At 51.6% G+C, this 15,784-nt stretch carries 13 protein-coding genes; 6 read left to right on the forward strand and 7 right to left on the reverse strand.

Annotated features, from left to right (window positions below):
- Positions 1–27: 27 nt before the first annotated feature.
- A complete protein-coding gene (locus NST43_RS12465; RefSeq protein ID WP_339224725.1) occupies positions 28–1,530 on the reverse strand; it encodes an amidase family protein in 1,503 nt (500 codons plus the stop codon).
- Between the two features lie 15 nt (positions 1,531–1,545).
- Positions 1,546–2,652: a VanZ family protein gene (locus NST43_RS12470; RefSeq protein ID WP_339224726.1), complete on the reverse strand. Its 1,107-nt coding sequence runs from the start codon at positions 2,650–2,652 to the stop codon at positions 1,546–1,548.
- A 171-nt stretch (positions 2,653–2,823) separates the two neighbouring features.
- On the opposite strand from NST43_RS12470, the gene NST43_RS12475 reads away from it, so the two are divergent.
- The 4 genes from NST43_RS12475 to NST43_RS12490 all read left to right on the forward strand — a co-directional run bounded on the left by NST43_RS12475 (position 2,824) and on the right by NST43_RS12490 (position 6,838).
- Complete coding sequence (locus NST43_RS12475) at positions 2,824–3,171, forward strand: hypothetical protein (protein WP_209873329.1); 348 nt, start codon at positions 2,824–2,826, stop codon at positions 3,169–3,171.
- A 135-nt stretch (positions 3,172–3,306) separates the two neighbouring features.
- The gene (locus NST43_RS12480) at positions 3,307–4,539 is read left to right on the forward strand and encodes an aminopeptidase (protein ID WP_209985800.1); all 1,233 of its coding nucleotides are present in this window, start codon (positions 3,307–3,309) and stop codon (positions 4,537–4,539) included.
- Positions 4,540–5,172: 633 nt separating this feature from the next.
- Positions 5,173–5,709 (forward strand): sigma-70 family RNA polymerase sigma factor, encoded by a 537-nt coding sequence (locus NST43_RS12485; RefSeq protein WP_339224727.1) that lies wholly within the window; start codon positions 5,173–5,175, stop codon positions 5,707–5,709.
- Positions 5,699–6,838 carry a DUF4179 domain-containing protein gene (locus NST43_RS12490; protein ID WP_339224728.1) on the forward strand — a complete coding sequence of 380 codons (1,140 nt, stop codon included), beginning with the start codon at positions 5,699–5,701 and terminating at the stop codon, positions 6,836–6,838. The genes NST43_RS12485 and NST43_RS12490 overlap by 11 nt, the downstream gene beginning before the upstream one ends.
- 73 nt (positions 6,839–6,911) lie before the next feature.
- Here NST43_RS12490 and NST43_RS12495 read toward each other — a convergent pair whose 3' ends face one another.
- Together NST43_RS12495 and NST43_RS12500 are read right to left on the reverse strand one after the other, a co-directional pair.
- A complete protein-coding gene (locus NST43_RS12495) occupies positions 6,912–8,213 on the reverse strand; it encodes a DUF5050 domain-containing protein (RefSeq protein ID WP_339224729.1) in 1,302 nt (433 codons plus the stop codon).
- Between the two features lie 159 nt (positions 8,214–8,372).
- Positions 8,373–9,221 carry an ornithine carbamoyltransferase gene (locus NST43_RS12500; protein WP_339224730.1) on the reverse strand — a complete coding sequence of 283 codons (849 nt, stop codon included), beginning with the start codon at positions 9,219–9,221 and terminating at the stop codon, positions 8,373–8,375.
- Positions 9,222–9,449: 228 nt separating this feature from the next.
- Here NST43_RS12500 and NST43_RS12505 point away from each other — a divergent pair, with 228 nt between their 5' ends.
- Positions 9,450–10,214 (forward strand): helix-turn-helix transcriptional regulator, encoded by a 765-nt coding sequence (locus NST43_RS12505; protein ID WP_339224731.1) that lies wholly within the window; start codon positions 9,450–9,452, stop codon positions 10,212–10,214.
- Between the two features lie 90 nt (positions 10,215–10,304).
- Here the strand turns inward: NST43_RS12505 and NST43_RS12510 are convergent, their stop codons facing one another.
- From NST43_RS12510 to NST43_RS12520, 3 genes are read right to left on the reverse strand one after another with little or no spacing between them, the layout of a single operon-like run.
- The gene (locus tag NST43_RS12510; RefSeq protein WP_339224732.1) at positions 10,305–11,444 is read right to left on the reverse strand and encodes a toxic anion resistance protein; all 1,140 of its coding nucleotides are present in this window, start codon (positions 11,442–11,444) and stop codon (positions 10,305–10,307) included.
- Between the two features lie 26 nt (positions 11,445–11,470).
- A complete protein-coding gene (locus tag NST43_RS12515; RefSeq protein ID WP_339224733.1) occupies positions 11,471–13,156 on the reverse strand; it encodes a VWA domain-containing protein in 1,686 nt (561 codons plus the stop codon).
- 18 nt (positions 13,157–13,174) lie between these two features.
- Positions 13,175–13,882, reverse strand: a complete 708-nt coding sequence (locus NST43_RS12520; RefSeq protein ID WP_339224734.1) for a hypothetical protein — start codon at positions 13,880–13,882, stop codon at positions 13,175–13,177.
- Between the two features lie 410 nt (positions 13,883–14,292).
- Here NST43_RS12520 and NST43_RS12525 point away from each other — a divergent pair, with 410 nt between their 5' ends.
- Positions 14,293–15,672 (forward strand): chromosome condensation regulator RCC1, encoded by a 1,380-nt coding sequence (locus NST43_RS12525; RefSeq protein WP_209985827.1) that lies wholly within the window; start codon positions 14,293–14,295, stop codon positions 15,670–15,672.
- Positions 15,673–15,784 lie beyond the last annotated feature (112 nt).

Here is a 15,784-nt window from a genome sequence, read left to right on the forward strand (position 1 = left end):
TCAGCGGCTGAGCGGCGGCTTGCCAGGTTATTGTGACGCGCTGCCTGGCTCCAGCACCGGCGGTCGCCTGTGCTTCGTGGCTTGTTCGTAACTATACGCAATCCCTAGCAGCATAGCTTCACTATGGGCTGAGGCACAGAAGGTGATACCCTGCGGTCCCTTGGTAAGATAGCCGCCTGGTGCAACAACACCCGAGCAGGTGTAGCCGGCAGGAACTGTAATCAGCGGATAACCCGCTCTTGCTGCTACTTCACATCCGTGATCTCCGGGGAACAGGAGCGCATCCAGACCGTAATGCTCCAGGGCATAATCGATTCCCTGCTTACCGGCCAGTGAACGGGAAGACTGCAGCTGCTCGAGGTATTCCTGCTCTGTAATTTCATCTCCGGAGGTGTTTAGCCATTCCAGTGTTCCTTGGCCATATTTCAGCGCCTGTTCGCCATGCTGCTGGTTGAAAACTATCAGCTCTTGCAGAGAATGCACAGGAGCCGATTCCGGCAGGCTTCCCAGATAGCGGTTCAATCCTGGCTTGAATTCATATTGCAGAATCGTAGTCTTCCATTCAGTATCCTGACAGGGAAGCTCGACAGGGTCAATGATTTCTGCCCCCAGCTCTCTCAGGACCTCTATGGCAGATTCCATCATATCTAATGCTTCATTATCCAAATTACGATAATAGAATCGCGGAATTCCGATCCGCTTGGCTGCCAGTGCATGAAGCTCCAGACCTGCCGAATAATCCAGTACAGCTGAGGAAGAGTCAGCACTCCCGGCTAATACATTAAGCAGGAGTGCAGCGTCCTTGACCGTTCTGGCCATCGGACCGGCGCTGTCCTGGCTGGCGATTCCCGGTATAATCCCCTTGTTGCTGACCAGTCCCCAGGTAGGCTTAAGGCCGACCAGGGAGTTATGGGCTGCCGGGCTGATGATGGAGCCGGAGGTCTCCGTGCCCACGGCGATGGTGACAAGGTTAGCGGCAACCGCCGCCGCACTTCCCGAGCTGGAGCCGCCAATGAACAGCTCCCCCGGGCCGTAAGGGCTCAGTACAAGACCACCGCGCGAGCTGTATCCGGCCCACATCGCCGATGACATGAAGTTGGCCCATTCGGTCATATTGGCTTTGCCCAGAATCACTGCTCCGGCTGTCCTTAGCTGTGTGATAAGCTCAGCGTCTTCTGCTGCTATGCAATCGGCAAGCGCAAAGGCTCCTGCACTGGTGTGCAGCTTATCTGCTGTTCCGATGTTATCTTTGACAAGTACAGGAATTCCGTGCAGCGGTCCCCGGCTGCCCTGATCCCTTCGTTCCTGATCGAGCTTTGCGGCAATCGCAAGAGCCTCTGGATTCACCTCCAGTACGGAGCGGAGCAGACCGTCCAACCGGTTGATCCGTTTCAAATACCAGTCTACCAGTACCTCGGAGGTTAAGCTCCCTTGTGCCATTTGCTCCTGAATGCTGGTGATGTCTGCTTCTATTAACCACTCTTGCTCATCTGGAGCAGGGGGTATACGGGTGAAGTCGTTATTGTTCATAAGGGTGTTGTGCCTCTATTCATTGTTTACTGTATTATCTTGGGTCTCGCTTGCCGCTGCCTGATGCCGCTTCGGCCAGCTGATTACATTGCGGGTTCTGCTAAGCTCCTCGTAGATGAGTGGACGGTCGCGCTTAATCAACCGCTGTACCAGATGAATGAAGAATGCCAAATCTGCCAATAGGATGACCATTTTCGCAACAGCAGTCAGGGCTGTGCCGATGGAGACGAAGAAGGAGGAGTCTGGCATCAGGGAGTTCATTCCGCCTAAGACACCGTAGAGTAATCCGTATCGTGACCATACCCGCCAGGGTCTGGCCGGGCCGCCGTCTTCACTCCTTAGCCGGATACGTACAACCCATTTGCCGAAGGTGCGTCCGCCTGTGAACAGAGGAATGCTCAGGAAATAGACCATACTAACTGCCCACAGCGAAATACGCAGTGAGAGCAGATTGAGGAGAATGGTCACCGCGAGCAGCAGGATGGAATCCAGCAGGAAAGCAAGGGCGCGGCGGGTGTAAGTTACTTTTTTGGCAGAAAGGTCCTCTTGGCTGTCAAGCTTCTCAATCCTCGGCAGCAGGCCGGAGATCCATAGGGAGAGCTTGAATCCGATCATGCCGCCCAGCGTATTCGTGATCATGTCATCGACATCGAAGATCCGGTAGGGATGGTCGAAGAACCCGTAAATGCCGGTAATCTGGGTGATTTCGAACAACAGCGACAGCGCAAAGGACAGGATAATGCACACCACCCAGCGCGTGCGGAAGTAGTAGCCCAGGAACATACCGAAGGGCACCGTCAGCACCACATTGAAAGCGGCCAGCAGAAAATCCGTCTCCCCCAGCACCTTCAGGTAGCTTGACGGGTCACTGCGCGTAAGCTGCGTGTTATGCATAATATCCTGGATGAATTGCAGCGGTACGAACTGGAGCATGCTCCCGGAGGGGGCTGCATTATGCCTGGAATCAGGTAAGGGCAGCAGGACCAGGAAGAACGCGTTAAGCAGGTACAGCAGCAGCAGATACAGCACTAAGGCCCGGATTTTATTGATATAGCCGTGCCGGCGGTATTGCACAATCAGCAGCGGCAGGGTGAAGAACAGTGCCGCAACCGGAAAAGCCATGAATGCATAGGAAATCGGAAATAGATAAGTCTGAAACATGGGTTCACCTGCTGTCCGTTTTTTGTCATAACGACTTCATTATAGAGTTAAACATAACCTGTCTCAACAGAATTAATCATTCTAACCGTTCTTTCCTGCATAGACATGTTAGGAGAGGAGCGTGAGCACTGTATGGAAAAGAAGGTTCAACAGTATTACAAGCTCAAGGCGAAGCAGAAGGAGCTGGAAAAGGAGCTGGCCGGACTCCGGCAGGAGATCCTTGCCCATATCAATGAAGCGGGGCAGACTGAAGCGGTGTTCGGCAGCTACAAGGTCAAGCTGGTCACTCAGAACCGTAAGGAATATGATGACGACAAGCTCTATCAGACCTTATCCGACCCTGAGCTGTGGAGGCTGCTCTCCCGGGCAGACCCGGCCAAGGTGGCGAGCCTGACGAAGCTGAAAGTGATCGCAGAGGAGAAAATTGCCCATACTTACGATGTGAAGACCATTCAGCTGTTGCAGGTGGATAAGCAGTAGAGCAGCGTTGCCGGAAGCTTAAGCGTTACATCATGCTCAGCTTCCGGTTGTACATAGAACTTAGAGTACGTGCCATCTTCCCGGTCTTCCGCTATAATTATACAGAGAAAGAGAAGAAATGGAGGAAGAGAAGAAATGAAGGATTTTGAGCAGATGCTGGAGAAATACGCAGAGCTGGTAGTGAAGGTCGGTGTGAATGTGCAGCCGGGACAAGTGCTGATGGTTCACGCCCCGCTGGAGACAGCGGAGCTTACCCGGCTGATTGTAGGCAAGGCCTATGACGCAGGCGCGAAATACGTGCTTGTGGACTGGGACGATGAAGCGGTCACACGCATCCGTTACGAGAAGGCTCCTGAGGAATCATTCGGGTATTATCCGCAGTGGCATGCTGATATGCTGGAGGGATTCGCTGAAGAAGGCGGGGCTATATTACATATAAAGGTGCCGGACCCGGAATTGTTCCGCGGGATCGATTCGGCCAAGGTATCCACTGCCGTTAAGGCGGCTGCGGTTGCGCGCAAGAAATACCAGGCCTATACCCGCAACAGCAGAATCAGCTGGTCGCTGATCAAGGCACCGACACGTGCCTGGGCGGACAAGGTGTTCGCCGATCTGCCGGAGGAAGAACGGATTGATGCGATGTGGGAAGCGGTGTTCCAGATGAACCGTGTGAACAGCGAAGACCCGGTGGCCGCCTGGCGCAGTCACATTGGCGAGCTGAAGCAGAGCCAGGACCGCATGAACGCCAAGCGCTACAAAAGCTTGCACTACCGCGCTCCGGGCACGGATCTGCGTGTCGAGCTGCCGGAAGGCCATTTATGGCGGGGCGGCGGCGGGGAGAACGCACGCGGTGTCTATTTTGTAGCGAATATGCCTACAGAAGAGATCTACACGATGCCCCACCGCACCGGCGTGAATGGCACCGTCAAGAGTACGCTTCCGCTGAACCTGAACGGGCGGCTCGTCGACGGAATTACCGTTACCTTTACAGATGGCAAGGTTACAGCTTATGATGCTGAATCCGGCCGTGAGCACCTGACCTCCCTGCTGGATACGGATGAAGGCGCCTCCTACCTCGGAGAAGTGGCACTTGTGCCGTATGATTCGCCAATCTCCAGGCTGAACAGAGTGTTCTACAACACCGGAATTGACGAGAATGCCTCCTGCCATTTCGCGCTGGGCAGTGCCTATCCGGTGAATATTGAAGGTGGTACCTCCATGACCAGCGAGGAACTGATATCCAGAGGGGCTAACGTCAGCCTCACACATGTTGATTTCATGGTAGGCTCCGATGCGCTTGATATTGACGGAGAACTGGCTGACGGCACGATTGAGCCGGTGTTCCGTAAGGGGAATTGGGTGCTCTAGGTGTGACCTATATAAGACGCACTTAAGATTTAAACTTGAAGCTTCATCGTCACTGCGGTGAACATTTGGACTTCCGGCCGCTGCCCATCCCCAGATTTCTTGATTTTGAACCGCTGTTCGCGGGTGAAATCCGGTGACAAAGGCGGACGCTATCGCTCCTACAGTTCCAAATTTCCCCTCCGCTTCTTTTGCTTTTTGTTTATTTCTTTAGTGCTTTTTATATAGTTAGAAGTTAAATAATCTACAGAACTAAGTCATCCTATCGATGAATAGGATTACCTTCGCACCAGCACAATGTATACTGTTTTTCACATACATTCGGGCCATATGCCTGCTTGCGAACACAATGTATACTGTTTTCCGCATACATTCGGGCCGAGTGCCTGCTTGGGAGCACAACGTATGCTGTTTTTCACATACATTTGGTCCAACACACCTTCTCCGCAGCAGCAGGAAACTATAGTTTCCTAGTATAACAAGACAGGCCGCAACATTCCCGGCAGCGGGGGTTGCGGCTTTTCTGTTGAAATATAAGAATTTCATGGAAGTTATAAAATAATTGCCGCAGACTAAAACTGTTTGCATAACCTCTCCGTCTAATTCATGTAAACGTGATGGAGAGGAGAGGGAGAGATGACGATGTCCGGGGCAGAGATGAAGCGGGTCACTGCCGCTGTGCCGCTTGAGGAGACGGATTGGGCCAAAGCGGTGATGGAGCATAGCGACCAGCTATACCATATTGCTTACAGTTATCTGGGCAACCGCAATGACGCACTGGAAGCGCTCCAGGAGACCACCTGCCGGGCTTGGATAAAGCGGCGAACCCTGAAGGACCCGAGCGCGTTCAAAACCTGGCTGATCCGAATATTGATCTATGTCTGTATAGATGAGCAGCGGAGAAGAAAGAAGGCGGTCCCTACGGCTGCAGAGAATATGCAGCAGGGGGTCATGCAGAATAGTACGGATGCCATGGAAATGCAATGGGCGCTCTCGCAGGTGAAGGTGAAATACCGCCATGTGCTGCTGCTCAAATATTATAATGATCTGACCCTGGCCGAGATCGCAGTCCTGCTGGGCAAGCCGGAAGGGACCGTCAAAACCTGGCAGCACAAGGGCCTGAAGCAGCTTAGGGAAATTATGAAGAACCGGGGTGAATGGAATGGACAATAGCAGAGAAGAACAGGCGATGCTGTCCGATGCGATACGTATCCGTGAGGAGGTACGGGTGGATTGCGGGGGCAGTGAGGTCAGAGGGGCGGTTCAGGCGGGAATCGAGCGCGGACGCCGGAAAAGCTGGCAAGGCAGACTCACCAAAGGTTCCTTCCTCGGATTAGCCGCAGCCGCGGTTGCTGCAATAATTCTGTTCCTCATTCCGGTCATTCATGATGCTGCACCTCGTGCTGCCGAACCTGCCGGAGAAGTGAATTGGGGCGGGCTGGAAATGTTCAAGAGGCTATATGAATTCGATTTAGAAGCGCCTACACTGGATACGGCGATCCGGCACGGCTACATTCAGGAAATTAATCAAAGCGCAGCCAGCGGGAATTACCGGATTACCTTGAATGCGGTAACGGCGGATGAGAACAAAATCATCTTTTTGTATACAGCTAATGTCGCGGAAGGACAGGAGATCTATGGAATTAGCAGTGCGAGAATCAAGAATCTGGCAACCGGATACGATCTGGAGAGCGGCGGTCAGATTGGCGCTAATGCTGAGACTAACGGTTACGACGATTATCGCATTTTCTATGGCCGGGGCGTCATCTATCTGGACCGCAGCAAGCCATTCCCGGAGCAGGTTGAAGCCAATTTCCTGATTGCCTCGATGAATGAAGGAAAAATGAAAGATCTGGGGAAGAGCAAGGGTGTGAATTTAGCCGATGTGCATTATTCCCCGAGACTCAAGATCAGCTTCAAGCTGGACCCGAAATTCAAACAGCAGCAGACGGTGATTGTCCAGCCGGAGGAGGATTTCATGCTGGAGGGCATTCAAGTGACACTGGAGCAGGTTGAGCTCTCCCCCCTGATGATCCGTACTGTATTCAAAATTAAGAACGAGTCTGAGGTTACATGGCAGAACCGGCAAAAGATATTTGGCGTGGCATACGGGGAAAAAATTCAATCGATAACGAAGCATGGGACCACCGAGATCGGGTCATCGCTGGGCTCTGGCACCCATGAAGGCTTTGTACAGAATTTCGGCAGCAATCTGCTGGATAAGCCGGAATCGATGAATATGATGATGAAGACAGGTACAGGCAAGAATACCGGGGAGATTAAATTGCCCATTCTGCCGTGATCCTTATCTATTCACATCTCAAAAAAAGCCGAAACTTCCGATATCGGAAATTCCGGCTTTTTCGCTCTGTATATTACTTCGCAGAGACCAGTTCTAAATAGCTAACCGGGCCAGTGGACAGCTTGGTTTTGGTTTTGCCGTCATTGCTGTACCGGTACAGGCAGTCGTTATCCAGACCGTTGATATAATACAAACCGGGAATATCGTCTGTAATTACAGAGTAATCGGATTCTACACCAGCCATTTTGGTCAGGGTCGAATTGGCATTCAGGACGTAAGCATCCGTCTTGGTGAACAATACGGTGGTGAGCGTCGTTCCGTTCTTAACCGTTCTGACATCTTGAACATTCGTCAGTGGAAGAGGCTTGGAGGAGGTGACTTTGCCGTTAGCAAGCGTGCTAATGTAAGCTTTGCCTTTGGAATCTGCATATACCAGCTTATTCGCAGCAATCTCGCTGATGCTGGTCACACTGTTCTGGCTGAGCTGCAGGATCTTCCCGTTCTTATCCATCAGGAAGCCTTTGCCGGTGTTATAGTCCAGCTCATCGCCGGTGGCGTCCACTTTAATGCCTTTATTGAACAGAAAATAATGGTCGGACCAACTGCCGGCAGTAGCAGCATTGGATTCAAGCGGATTTTTGGCATTGGCTGCTTTGGGAGCTCCACCGCTTAGAGGCAGGGTGTAGAGCACCATGGAGTTCAGAGAATACTCGGTTTCGGCAGGTTTATTGTCAATCATAAGGTTAATACTTGTAGCGTAGGGATGATAAAATTTGCTCTTCTGAATTGCTCCGCCGGCTATCCACTGAATGACTCCACTCCCGTCGCGGGACCTCGAAGCAACCCACGTAGTGTTATTCTTCAGCGCATTATAGTAGATCCGCCCGCCTGAGACGTCGAAGGCCCGGAAATTCACATCGGCATTGTCTGCGATAAGGGTAAGCTGTGAATCATCGTCAGCGTCGGCCAAGGTGCGGTAGATGTGTCCTGTATCATCCAGGAAGTACAGATAGGGACCCTCGAACAGGTAAAAGAGGATATTCCGGTCCCCGAGGAAGCTGGTAATTAAAGCATCGGGATCGCTCAGAGACAGCCGCTGAATTCCCATACCGTCATCATAATAAAAATAAAGATATTTGCCGGTCGAGTCTAATCCGTTGCCGTCAAAATTCTCTGCGATCTTCTGTGTCTCACTTCCATCTGTCGTTACACGGTATAGAACATCATTAGAGACATAGTACACATAGGGTTTCGCAGAAGCTGCTGCTGCTGCCGTGTGTGACTGTCTGCCGCCCCCAACTGTACCGAGTGTTGCCAGTAGCAGTACGAGCAGAAGGACACCTGTTTTTCTGGATAGCAATTCTAAAGCCTTCATAGTAATTCTCCCCTTCAGCCAATGTGGTGAACATACGAGCAAATCCTGTTCTAATAAGATATCGGAGAAATTCACGGTTTCAAATATACTGCTTAAGCCCTAAAGAGCTTGCATGAAAGAGAAAATGAACCGTTGCGCTGGACTCATGGTCCAGTAGCATCAATGGGATAAGCAATAGATCAGAATGGCCTGCTGAAGATAGATCAGGCTTTTCTTGAACCCGAATCCGGCAAAATAAGGCGAAGCAATCACCTCTTCACTGACCTCCTCATTGCGGAAGAAGGGAGGACAGGGGTTCAGCAGCGCCCCGGGTCTTGTCTGCTTCATCCGGTCCAGTGTAATCTGATAGGCGCTGATATACTCCGGGGTCAGGAAATCCTTGGGCAATGAATCGGTAAGAATCACATCGCTCTCCGGTAACACGCTGTCCAGGCTCGTATGAAAGGTATAGCCCGGGTGATTGCCGCTGGCCATCTCATGACCTGGCGTGCATACATGATGGAAGGATAGATTGAGGGCTTGCGCCGCCTCCAGCCAAGTTCTTGATATATTACCGGGCGGTCCAACGAAGGTGTAGGTCAACTCCCGGTAGTTGTCCCGGAGGGTGCGCAGAGCATACAGGTCAGCCATAATCTCGCAGGGATGATTATGTGCGGTCATCGCATTAATTACAGGAACAGAGGCGTGTGCAGACAGCTCCTCCAGTTTGCAGAGGTCAGGGGTTCTGGCAATGATTCCATCCCCCCAGTTCTCCAGATAGCGGACGATATCGCCGGGCGCTTCTTTCTTGTTGAGTGTTTCCGGCGGAAAGGTAATGCAGGCCCCACCCAGATCGCTGATGCCTTTCTCGAAGCTGACCCGTGTCCGCAGACTGGTCTCCGGGAAGAAGAGAATCATGGTTTTGCCTGCTAGCAACGGTACTGATTTTCGGAGACGAAGCCGGTCAGTTAATTCGAAGATTTCCAGGATCTGCTCTGAAGTGAGCTGGTTGATTTTCAAAAAATGCATAGATGTATCCCCCGGTAGATGAGAAATCAGCAATAAATGCCGGTTGAATAAATATACAATAAACAGGAATAGTATACAACCCATTTTATGTTAAAAAGCACATTCTACCGGCAGTTGAATAAAAGGGATGCAGCCGTTCAACCAGCGATTGATAGGATTGTGTATGCTGAAATGCTATGCTGTTTTTGACAGTGTGCACTGTACATTTTATTATCTTGGAGGGATATCATGCTCGACTTGCGTAGAATTGGAGCTTATATATCGCGGCTTCGCAAAGACCAGGATTGGACCCAACTGGAGCTTGCCGATCAACTGAATGTAAGTCATCAGGCGGTATCGAAATGGGAGCGGGGCGACTCGCTGCCGGATATTGGAACACTTCCGCAGGTTGCGGGGTTATTCGGCTTAACCGTAGATGACATTTTGAATGCAGGAAACCACGCAGACCATCGGGAGCACCCGCACATGGGTCGGATCGTAGAGGAGATCGCAGGGAACAGGCCGGGACAGGTTGCAGAGATGGTCAATGCGGGTAAGCTGGAGATGGAAGAGCTTGTAGAGGTAGCGCCTTTTGTAAAAGCAAGTGCCCTGCATAAGGTTACAGAGGGCATAGACAGCAGCGCCCTTACGCTAGATGTAATTATGCGGCTGGCCCCGTTCCTTGGAAGAGATACATTGGATGAACTGATTCGTCAGGTAGAAGAGGACACCTTGGGCTGGCAATCTATTAACTGGCATTCCATTCAAGGGCTGGCCCCATTTATTAGCAGGGAAACGTTAGACCGTCTGGTTGACCAAGTTGCAGATGGCCCTGTCGATGCGAACCGGATTATGAGCCTGGCCCCTTTTCTGGACAGGGATAGAATCGGGAAATTATTAGGTGAATTCGAAGCGGATCAGCTCAACCCGGATCTTCTGGCAAGCCTTGCTCCCTTCATGGATCAAGGGACGTTGAGCAGAATGGTGACAGGCTTACTGAATAGAAGAAGGTAGACAGCAAAAGGAAAATAGGCAGGCAAAAAAAACAGAGCACCGGCGTATCCTCCGCCATGCTCTGTTTTGCGTTAAATATGGGCAGTGATGCTACAGCCCGAGCGTATTACCCTTTTCCAGCCGCTGAATCTGCTGTTCCCCGTTATCTGCCAGCTCCCGGAACTGGATAATCGTCTCCCGCATCTTGGGGAGCGCTTCTTGCTTGTAGGTGCTGATCGAATCCAAGGCAGAGAGGACGTCGGTGAAGGCCACCTTCAGCGTATCGACCGAAATACTAGTTTCGAGCGATTGCTTGTGAATGGCTGCACCCTGCTCTTTTAGCATTCTGGAGGTGCCGCTGATCAGATTGTCGGTGGTCTGGTTCAGCAGCTCGATTTTTTGGAGGACGATCTTCTGGTTATACAAGGCGCTGGCGACAGTAACCGAAATTTTGAGCGCAGATACCGTAACATTTCGGGCTCTGTCGACTCCACGGATCAGTTCCTTGTTGTTGCGGATGACCACCTCAATGGCCATAATGCCCTGTTGATTGACCACGAGCATCTGCTGCAGATCCATTACCCGCTGGCGCAGCGGGAACAGGACCTCCTCCGTAATGAACCGCACCTTATCCTCATCTTCATTGCGCTGCTTGGCAGCTTCAATCTGCTTCTCGATTTCCTCATCCATCAGGATGCCGAGCTGAATCTCCTTCTTAAGCCGCTTGGTCAGCTCCCGCAGGGTCTGCTGTTCAATCTCCAGTGTCGTATTGTCATTCTTCAGCACGGCTTTGCCTTTATCCAGGGATAGAATAATATCTGAGATGACGGCATCGGCCTTTTGATATTTGGCGAAATAATTACGCAGGGGGTGGAAAAACTTGCCGAGGAACCCGCTTTTGGCGAAATCGACCGCGCTGGGGTCCAGATCCTTGAGCTGCTGATGCAGCTCGGTTAATCCCTTGGCGACCTGACCGCCTTCATCCCCGGTCTTGGACAGATTGCCCACCGATACCTGAAGCAGGGAGTTCTTCTCCGACGAGGAGCGCATGGTGCCCATCCCGAAGCTGTCAATCGACTGCAGCACGGCCTTGCGTTTCTCCAGAGACTCGAAGTCCAGCTCCAGTATACTGGAGACATTATTAATCGCCTGCTCCTTAAGCTGGGTGACTTCCTCCGGCTCCGGCTGGACCTGCTCCTCGATGACCGATTTCAGCTTCTCGGGGCTGGGAATTTCCATGGTGAATGACATATGAACCCTCCTTCAGAATATAAAGTCTACATTTGCACGTTGAGCAGGTTTCCGATTTTGTATACTACATCCTCTGTGTCGGCGTTAATATTGGCTGCCTCGTTGATGCTGGAGATGCTCTCCAGAGCCTTGATATTAGCGTTGTACCCGATGGTGTATACCGGAATCTTGTACGTCTCGATCAAGCCCCGAATATCATCCAGGGAATGGCCTTCGTTGGTCTCCCCGTCGCTAAGCACGAAGATCAGAGGCTTCATATCCGGGTTCACCGCCAGCTCATCCTTCAGCATCTTCATCGCAACCACCAACCCGTCGAAGGTAGCCGTGCCGCCCACAGGCTGAAGGCTGTTAATCGCCCCTACGAACATGGACTGCTGATTGGTATCATATTTGCCGATAGGCAGGTTGATAGTCACATCACTGGAATAAGAGACAAAGCCGATGCTGTTGTCCTTGCCGAGGAATTTCTGGCCCTTCAGCAGGGACTCCTTGAGACGGTTCAGCGGCTCGCCAGCCATGCTGCCTGAGACATCGGCTACGAACACTGCCGCAATCGGTTTACTGCCGTTCTTTTTCTCCTTCCAGAGCTTCTGGGCCGAGGAGAGAATGGAGCCGTCAACCGGTGCCAGTTCTGAGACATAGTCCTTCAGGCCGTTGAAGCCCTTGTCCGCAGCCGTCTTCTGATACTTATCCTGCTGGACAAATTCGCCGAACTTCTTAATGATCGCGAGCTTCTCCGGCGGCAGCTGCCCAAGTGCATACAATGGGCTGTCATGTCTTACCCCAAATGGGGTGAACACATAGCCGCTGGTCAAATCCTTCGCATTGACGAAGGTCTGATACTCAAGGACGAAGGCATCCAGCATGCCGGATTTGGCCGCTTCCCGCATTTGCAGGGTGGTGGAGGCGATGAAGGGCACGTTGGCCTGGAACTTCTCGAAGCCTTGAACCGCCTTGGCTCCGAGCAGATCCGTACTGTCGAAGGTGCTCAGCGCGGTGACCAGGAAGTTCAGCCCCGTTGAGCTGGCAAAAGGATCGGTGTACCCCATCGCCAGCTCATTACCCGCAATGGAATCGGTAATTGTCTTCACGTTGATCGAGCCGTATTTGTCGACCAGCTGATCGTATTTCTGCTTGCTCATTACCACTCCGGCCACGTTGCCGGTCAGACGCTTCGTAACCAGCTCGGCCTGCACGCCGCTGGCCTTAACCATCTCGCCCCATAGCTCATTAGAGGGAGTGAAGGCGTCAGGCACATATTTGCCGGACCGGATATAATCAGCGGCTGTGCCGGAAGCGATGTTGCGGATTTTGACTGAGGCCGGTTTGCCGTCTATTGTAATACCGGCAGCGTTGAAGTCTGCGGCGACCTCATTCAGCCAGCCGTCATTGCCTGTTCCGGATTTCTCCGTGGAGGAGAAAATCTCGACGTAGCTGTCCGTGGTGCTCTCAACGGAGATGGGGAACTTGGAGATATCGGGCAACGAATCGCCGATGGACGCCGGATCAAGATCAATCTGCCCTTTTACAGGCTCAGCACTGGTCACGTTGATATCCTTATAGATGCGGTTCAGTCTTTTGTCGGCGTCTTCGGCAGAGATTTCTGTCTTGGATTTGCCCAGATTGGACGTTAAGGTAATACCGAAATAGACAAGTGCGAAGACGGATGCGGCGATAATGCCGAGTATGAACAGTGTTTTGCCTTTCCTCATCGGTTCATCTCCTTTTCCTTACTGATAGAGTTTCGTCTGCCCGATCAGGGCGGTCAATTCCTGCATGCATGGCATCTCTTCCACATTGGTATAATCTGCGCTGCCCAGCTCGGTAATCTCCAGCAGCAGCTGATCCAGCTTCAGCAGAATTTCCTCATTGGCCCCGAGGCAGCCTTTGACATAAGAGAGATATTCATTGTATAGCGCAGTTTTCTTCTGAATCAGGGCGCTGGAGAATCGGCTTGACGCGTTACCGGCACTGAACTTGGCAAATTCTGAGGCATCGAACACACTGAGCTTGTTGAGCAGCCCCCGGATATTCAGATAAAAGAGCTTCTCGACCTCCGTAATGACGGAATGAAACTTGCGGAAGCTGAGCTCAGCCGGATCGAACCTGCGGCCCAGCACTTGGAGCAGTGTGGTCTTCTTCTTCTCAATCCGCTCCATCTGGTCGAGGGCGAGGGAGATATCCTCCTTCAGCACCTTCACATTCCGGTGACGGCCGAGGCCGGCAATGTAATCCTCCCGCGTCTCTAATTGCACGCTGACGGGCGTGGCAGCCGGAGGTCTGAAGAGCAAGGTGTAACTCCCGTATAGGACGACCAGCAGACTGATGATTAGCAGGGTTACTGCCGATGCCGTTTCCAGCGGGCTTCCGCCGATCTCGATACCGAGCAGGCCGGGAGATAGAACGATGACATTTAAAATTACAACTCCGGCAATCATGCCGAGGAGCTTAACGGGCCCGGATCTGTTCAGGATCTACACCTCCTTCAGTTATGTATATTTCGGTAAACCATGGGATCATTCATGCCTCCGGGTGATCACGCGGTTCCCTTCACAATATTACCCATCTCACATAGAAATGATTGGAATAAAGGGCGGTTACACACTGATACGCAGCGTAACTTGTCTTTGTTTCAAATTTTTACTTTATTTATTCATAGAGGGCTGCCCTTGGATTGCTGTTCATTACAAATAAATGGAAGTATAATAGGAAGGTTAACAGAATCTATGAGAATAAAGTAAATTACAAGGGGGAAAAGCCATTGTTACTTCGTAAATCAAAGCTTCTCATCGCATCACTTCTGATATTATCCTTATGCTTTCCTGCCGGCAGCGAGGCCGCTGCTGCGGTGCCCAGAGCTGTAAGTGTATCGGGCGGCTCTGCGCATGGAATTGCGGCTTGGAGTGACGGGACGGTAACAGGCTGGGGAGATAATAAGTTCGGTCAAGTCGGGGACGGGACAAGTATTAACCAATACATCCCCAGACAGGTGGAAGGTCTGAGCGGGATTGTGCAGGTGGCGGCGGCAGGAAGAGTGTCTTTTGCACTCAGCAGGGATGGAGAGGTATGGGGCTGGGGCCTGGACTACAGCAGCTATATTGAGAATGATCCTCTGTTGAGGTATCAAAAACGGGGAGGTCCGGTCAAGCTGGAGGGTCTTCGGGAAGTATCCTCCATCACTGCGAATGGTAGCCTCGGCATCGCTGTAAAAAAAGACAGGACGGCCACCCTGTGGTACCCTTCCTACGATCAGCCCGGTGTGCTTCCGGTGCAGATTCACTATTTGGAGCTCAAGGCAGTTACGGGGATTAGATCCGCCCTAATTAACGGTAACGATGCGTTGTTTCTTACTGAAGAGGGCAGTGTGAAGCAGATGAGTATTGTTAACACAGTGTATAACCGTATCCGCTTGGAGAGTGATCCGGTCAGTGTAGCTACGATTGCTTCATCCTCGATAACCGGTATGGCAGCATCGCAAGGTGAGCTGTTCCTGCTGCGCAGTGACGGCCAAGTCTTGCGCTGGAACAGGGGGCTTAAAGCACCATCTGCCGTTGCTGGCCTTAATAATGTCTACAAGCTGGATACCGGCTTCTACCGGCTGTTTGCCTTGAAGAGAAACGGAACGCTCTGGCAATGGAACTATAATTCTGGAGTGCTGGCTAAGCCGTATCAGATAAAAAAAGGAAATCAAATCAGCAATATTTGGGGAAGCAGTGGAACCTTTGGTTTTGCTCAGCACAAGGATGGGACGCTTCTGGGCTGGGGCGACCGCTTCGACACGGGACTTGCGACCGGGAGGGGGACAGTGACCAAGGATCAAGCTGGATATATCCTGACACCGGTCCGACAGCCATTGATGTTCTTCGTCAACGGTGAGCCGTTCTCATTCTATGGCACGCCCTCCATCAAGGATGACAAGCTGTATGTACCGCCGACTAGTGTATTCAAGGCGCTTGGCGTACAGGTAAGCTATGGGACATTTAAAGCTGATCCGAAATATGGAAATGATCCATTCACAGGCTGGTCTTTTGTATACGGTAATAACATCGTTCAGGTGAAAGTCAGCGATCCGCTCGAATTGTATATCAATGGCAAGAAATCAGACCGCGAATTTACAATGAACAGGCTGCCGGATTCGGCACAATTCCCGCTGGAGGCAATATGTGATCTTCTCGGTATTGGCTTACAGTGGAATAAAAGTACGGGTGAAGTAAGGCTGGAGAATTGAAAAGAAAGAGGTCTATCTTTCCTAAATTTCAAATTTAAAATAATTAAGGCTTGACGTCAGCTCACTTGGCGTGTAACATATGAACAGTCGTCAATCAGGCAATACTTCACAA

Origin of the sequence: Paenibacillus sp. FSL H8-0332 (assembly GCF_037963835.1) — a bacterium.
Taxonomy (GTDB): domain Bacteria; phylum Bacillota; class Bacilli; order Paenibacillales; family Paenibacillaceae; genus Paenibacillus_AQ; species Paenibacillus_AQ rhizoplanae.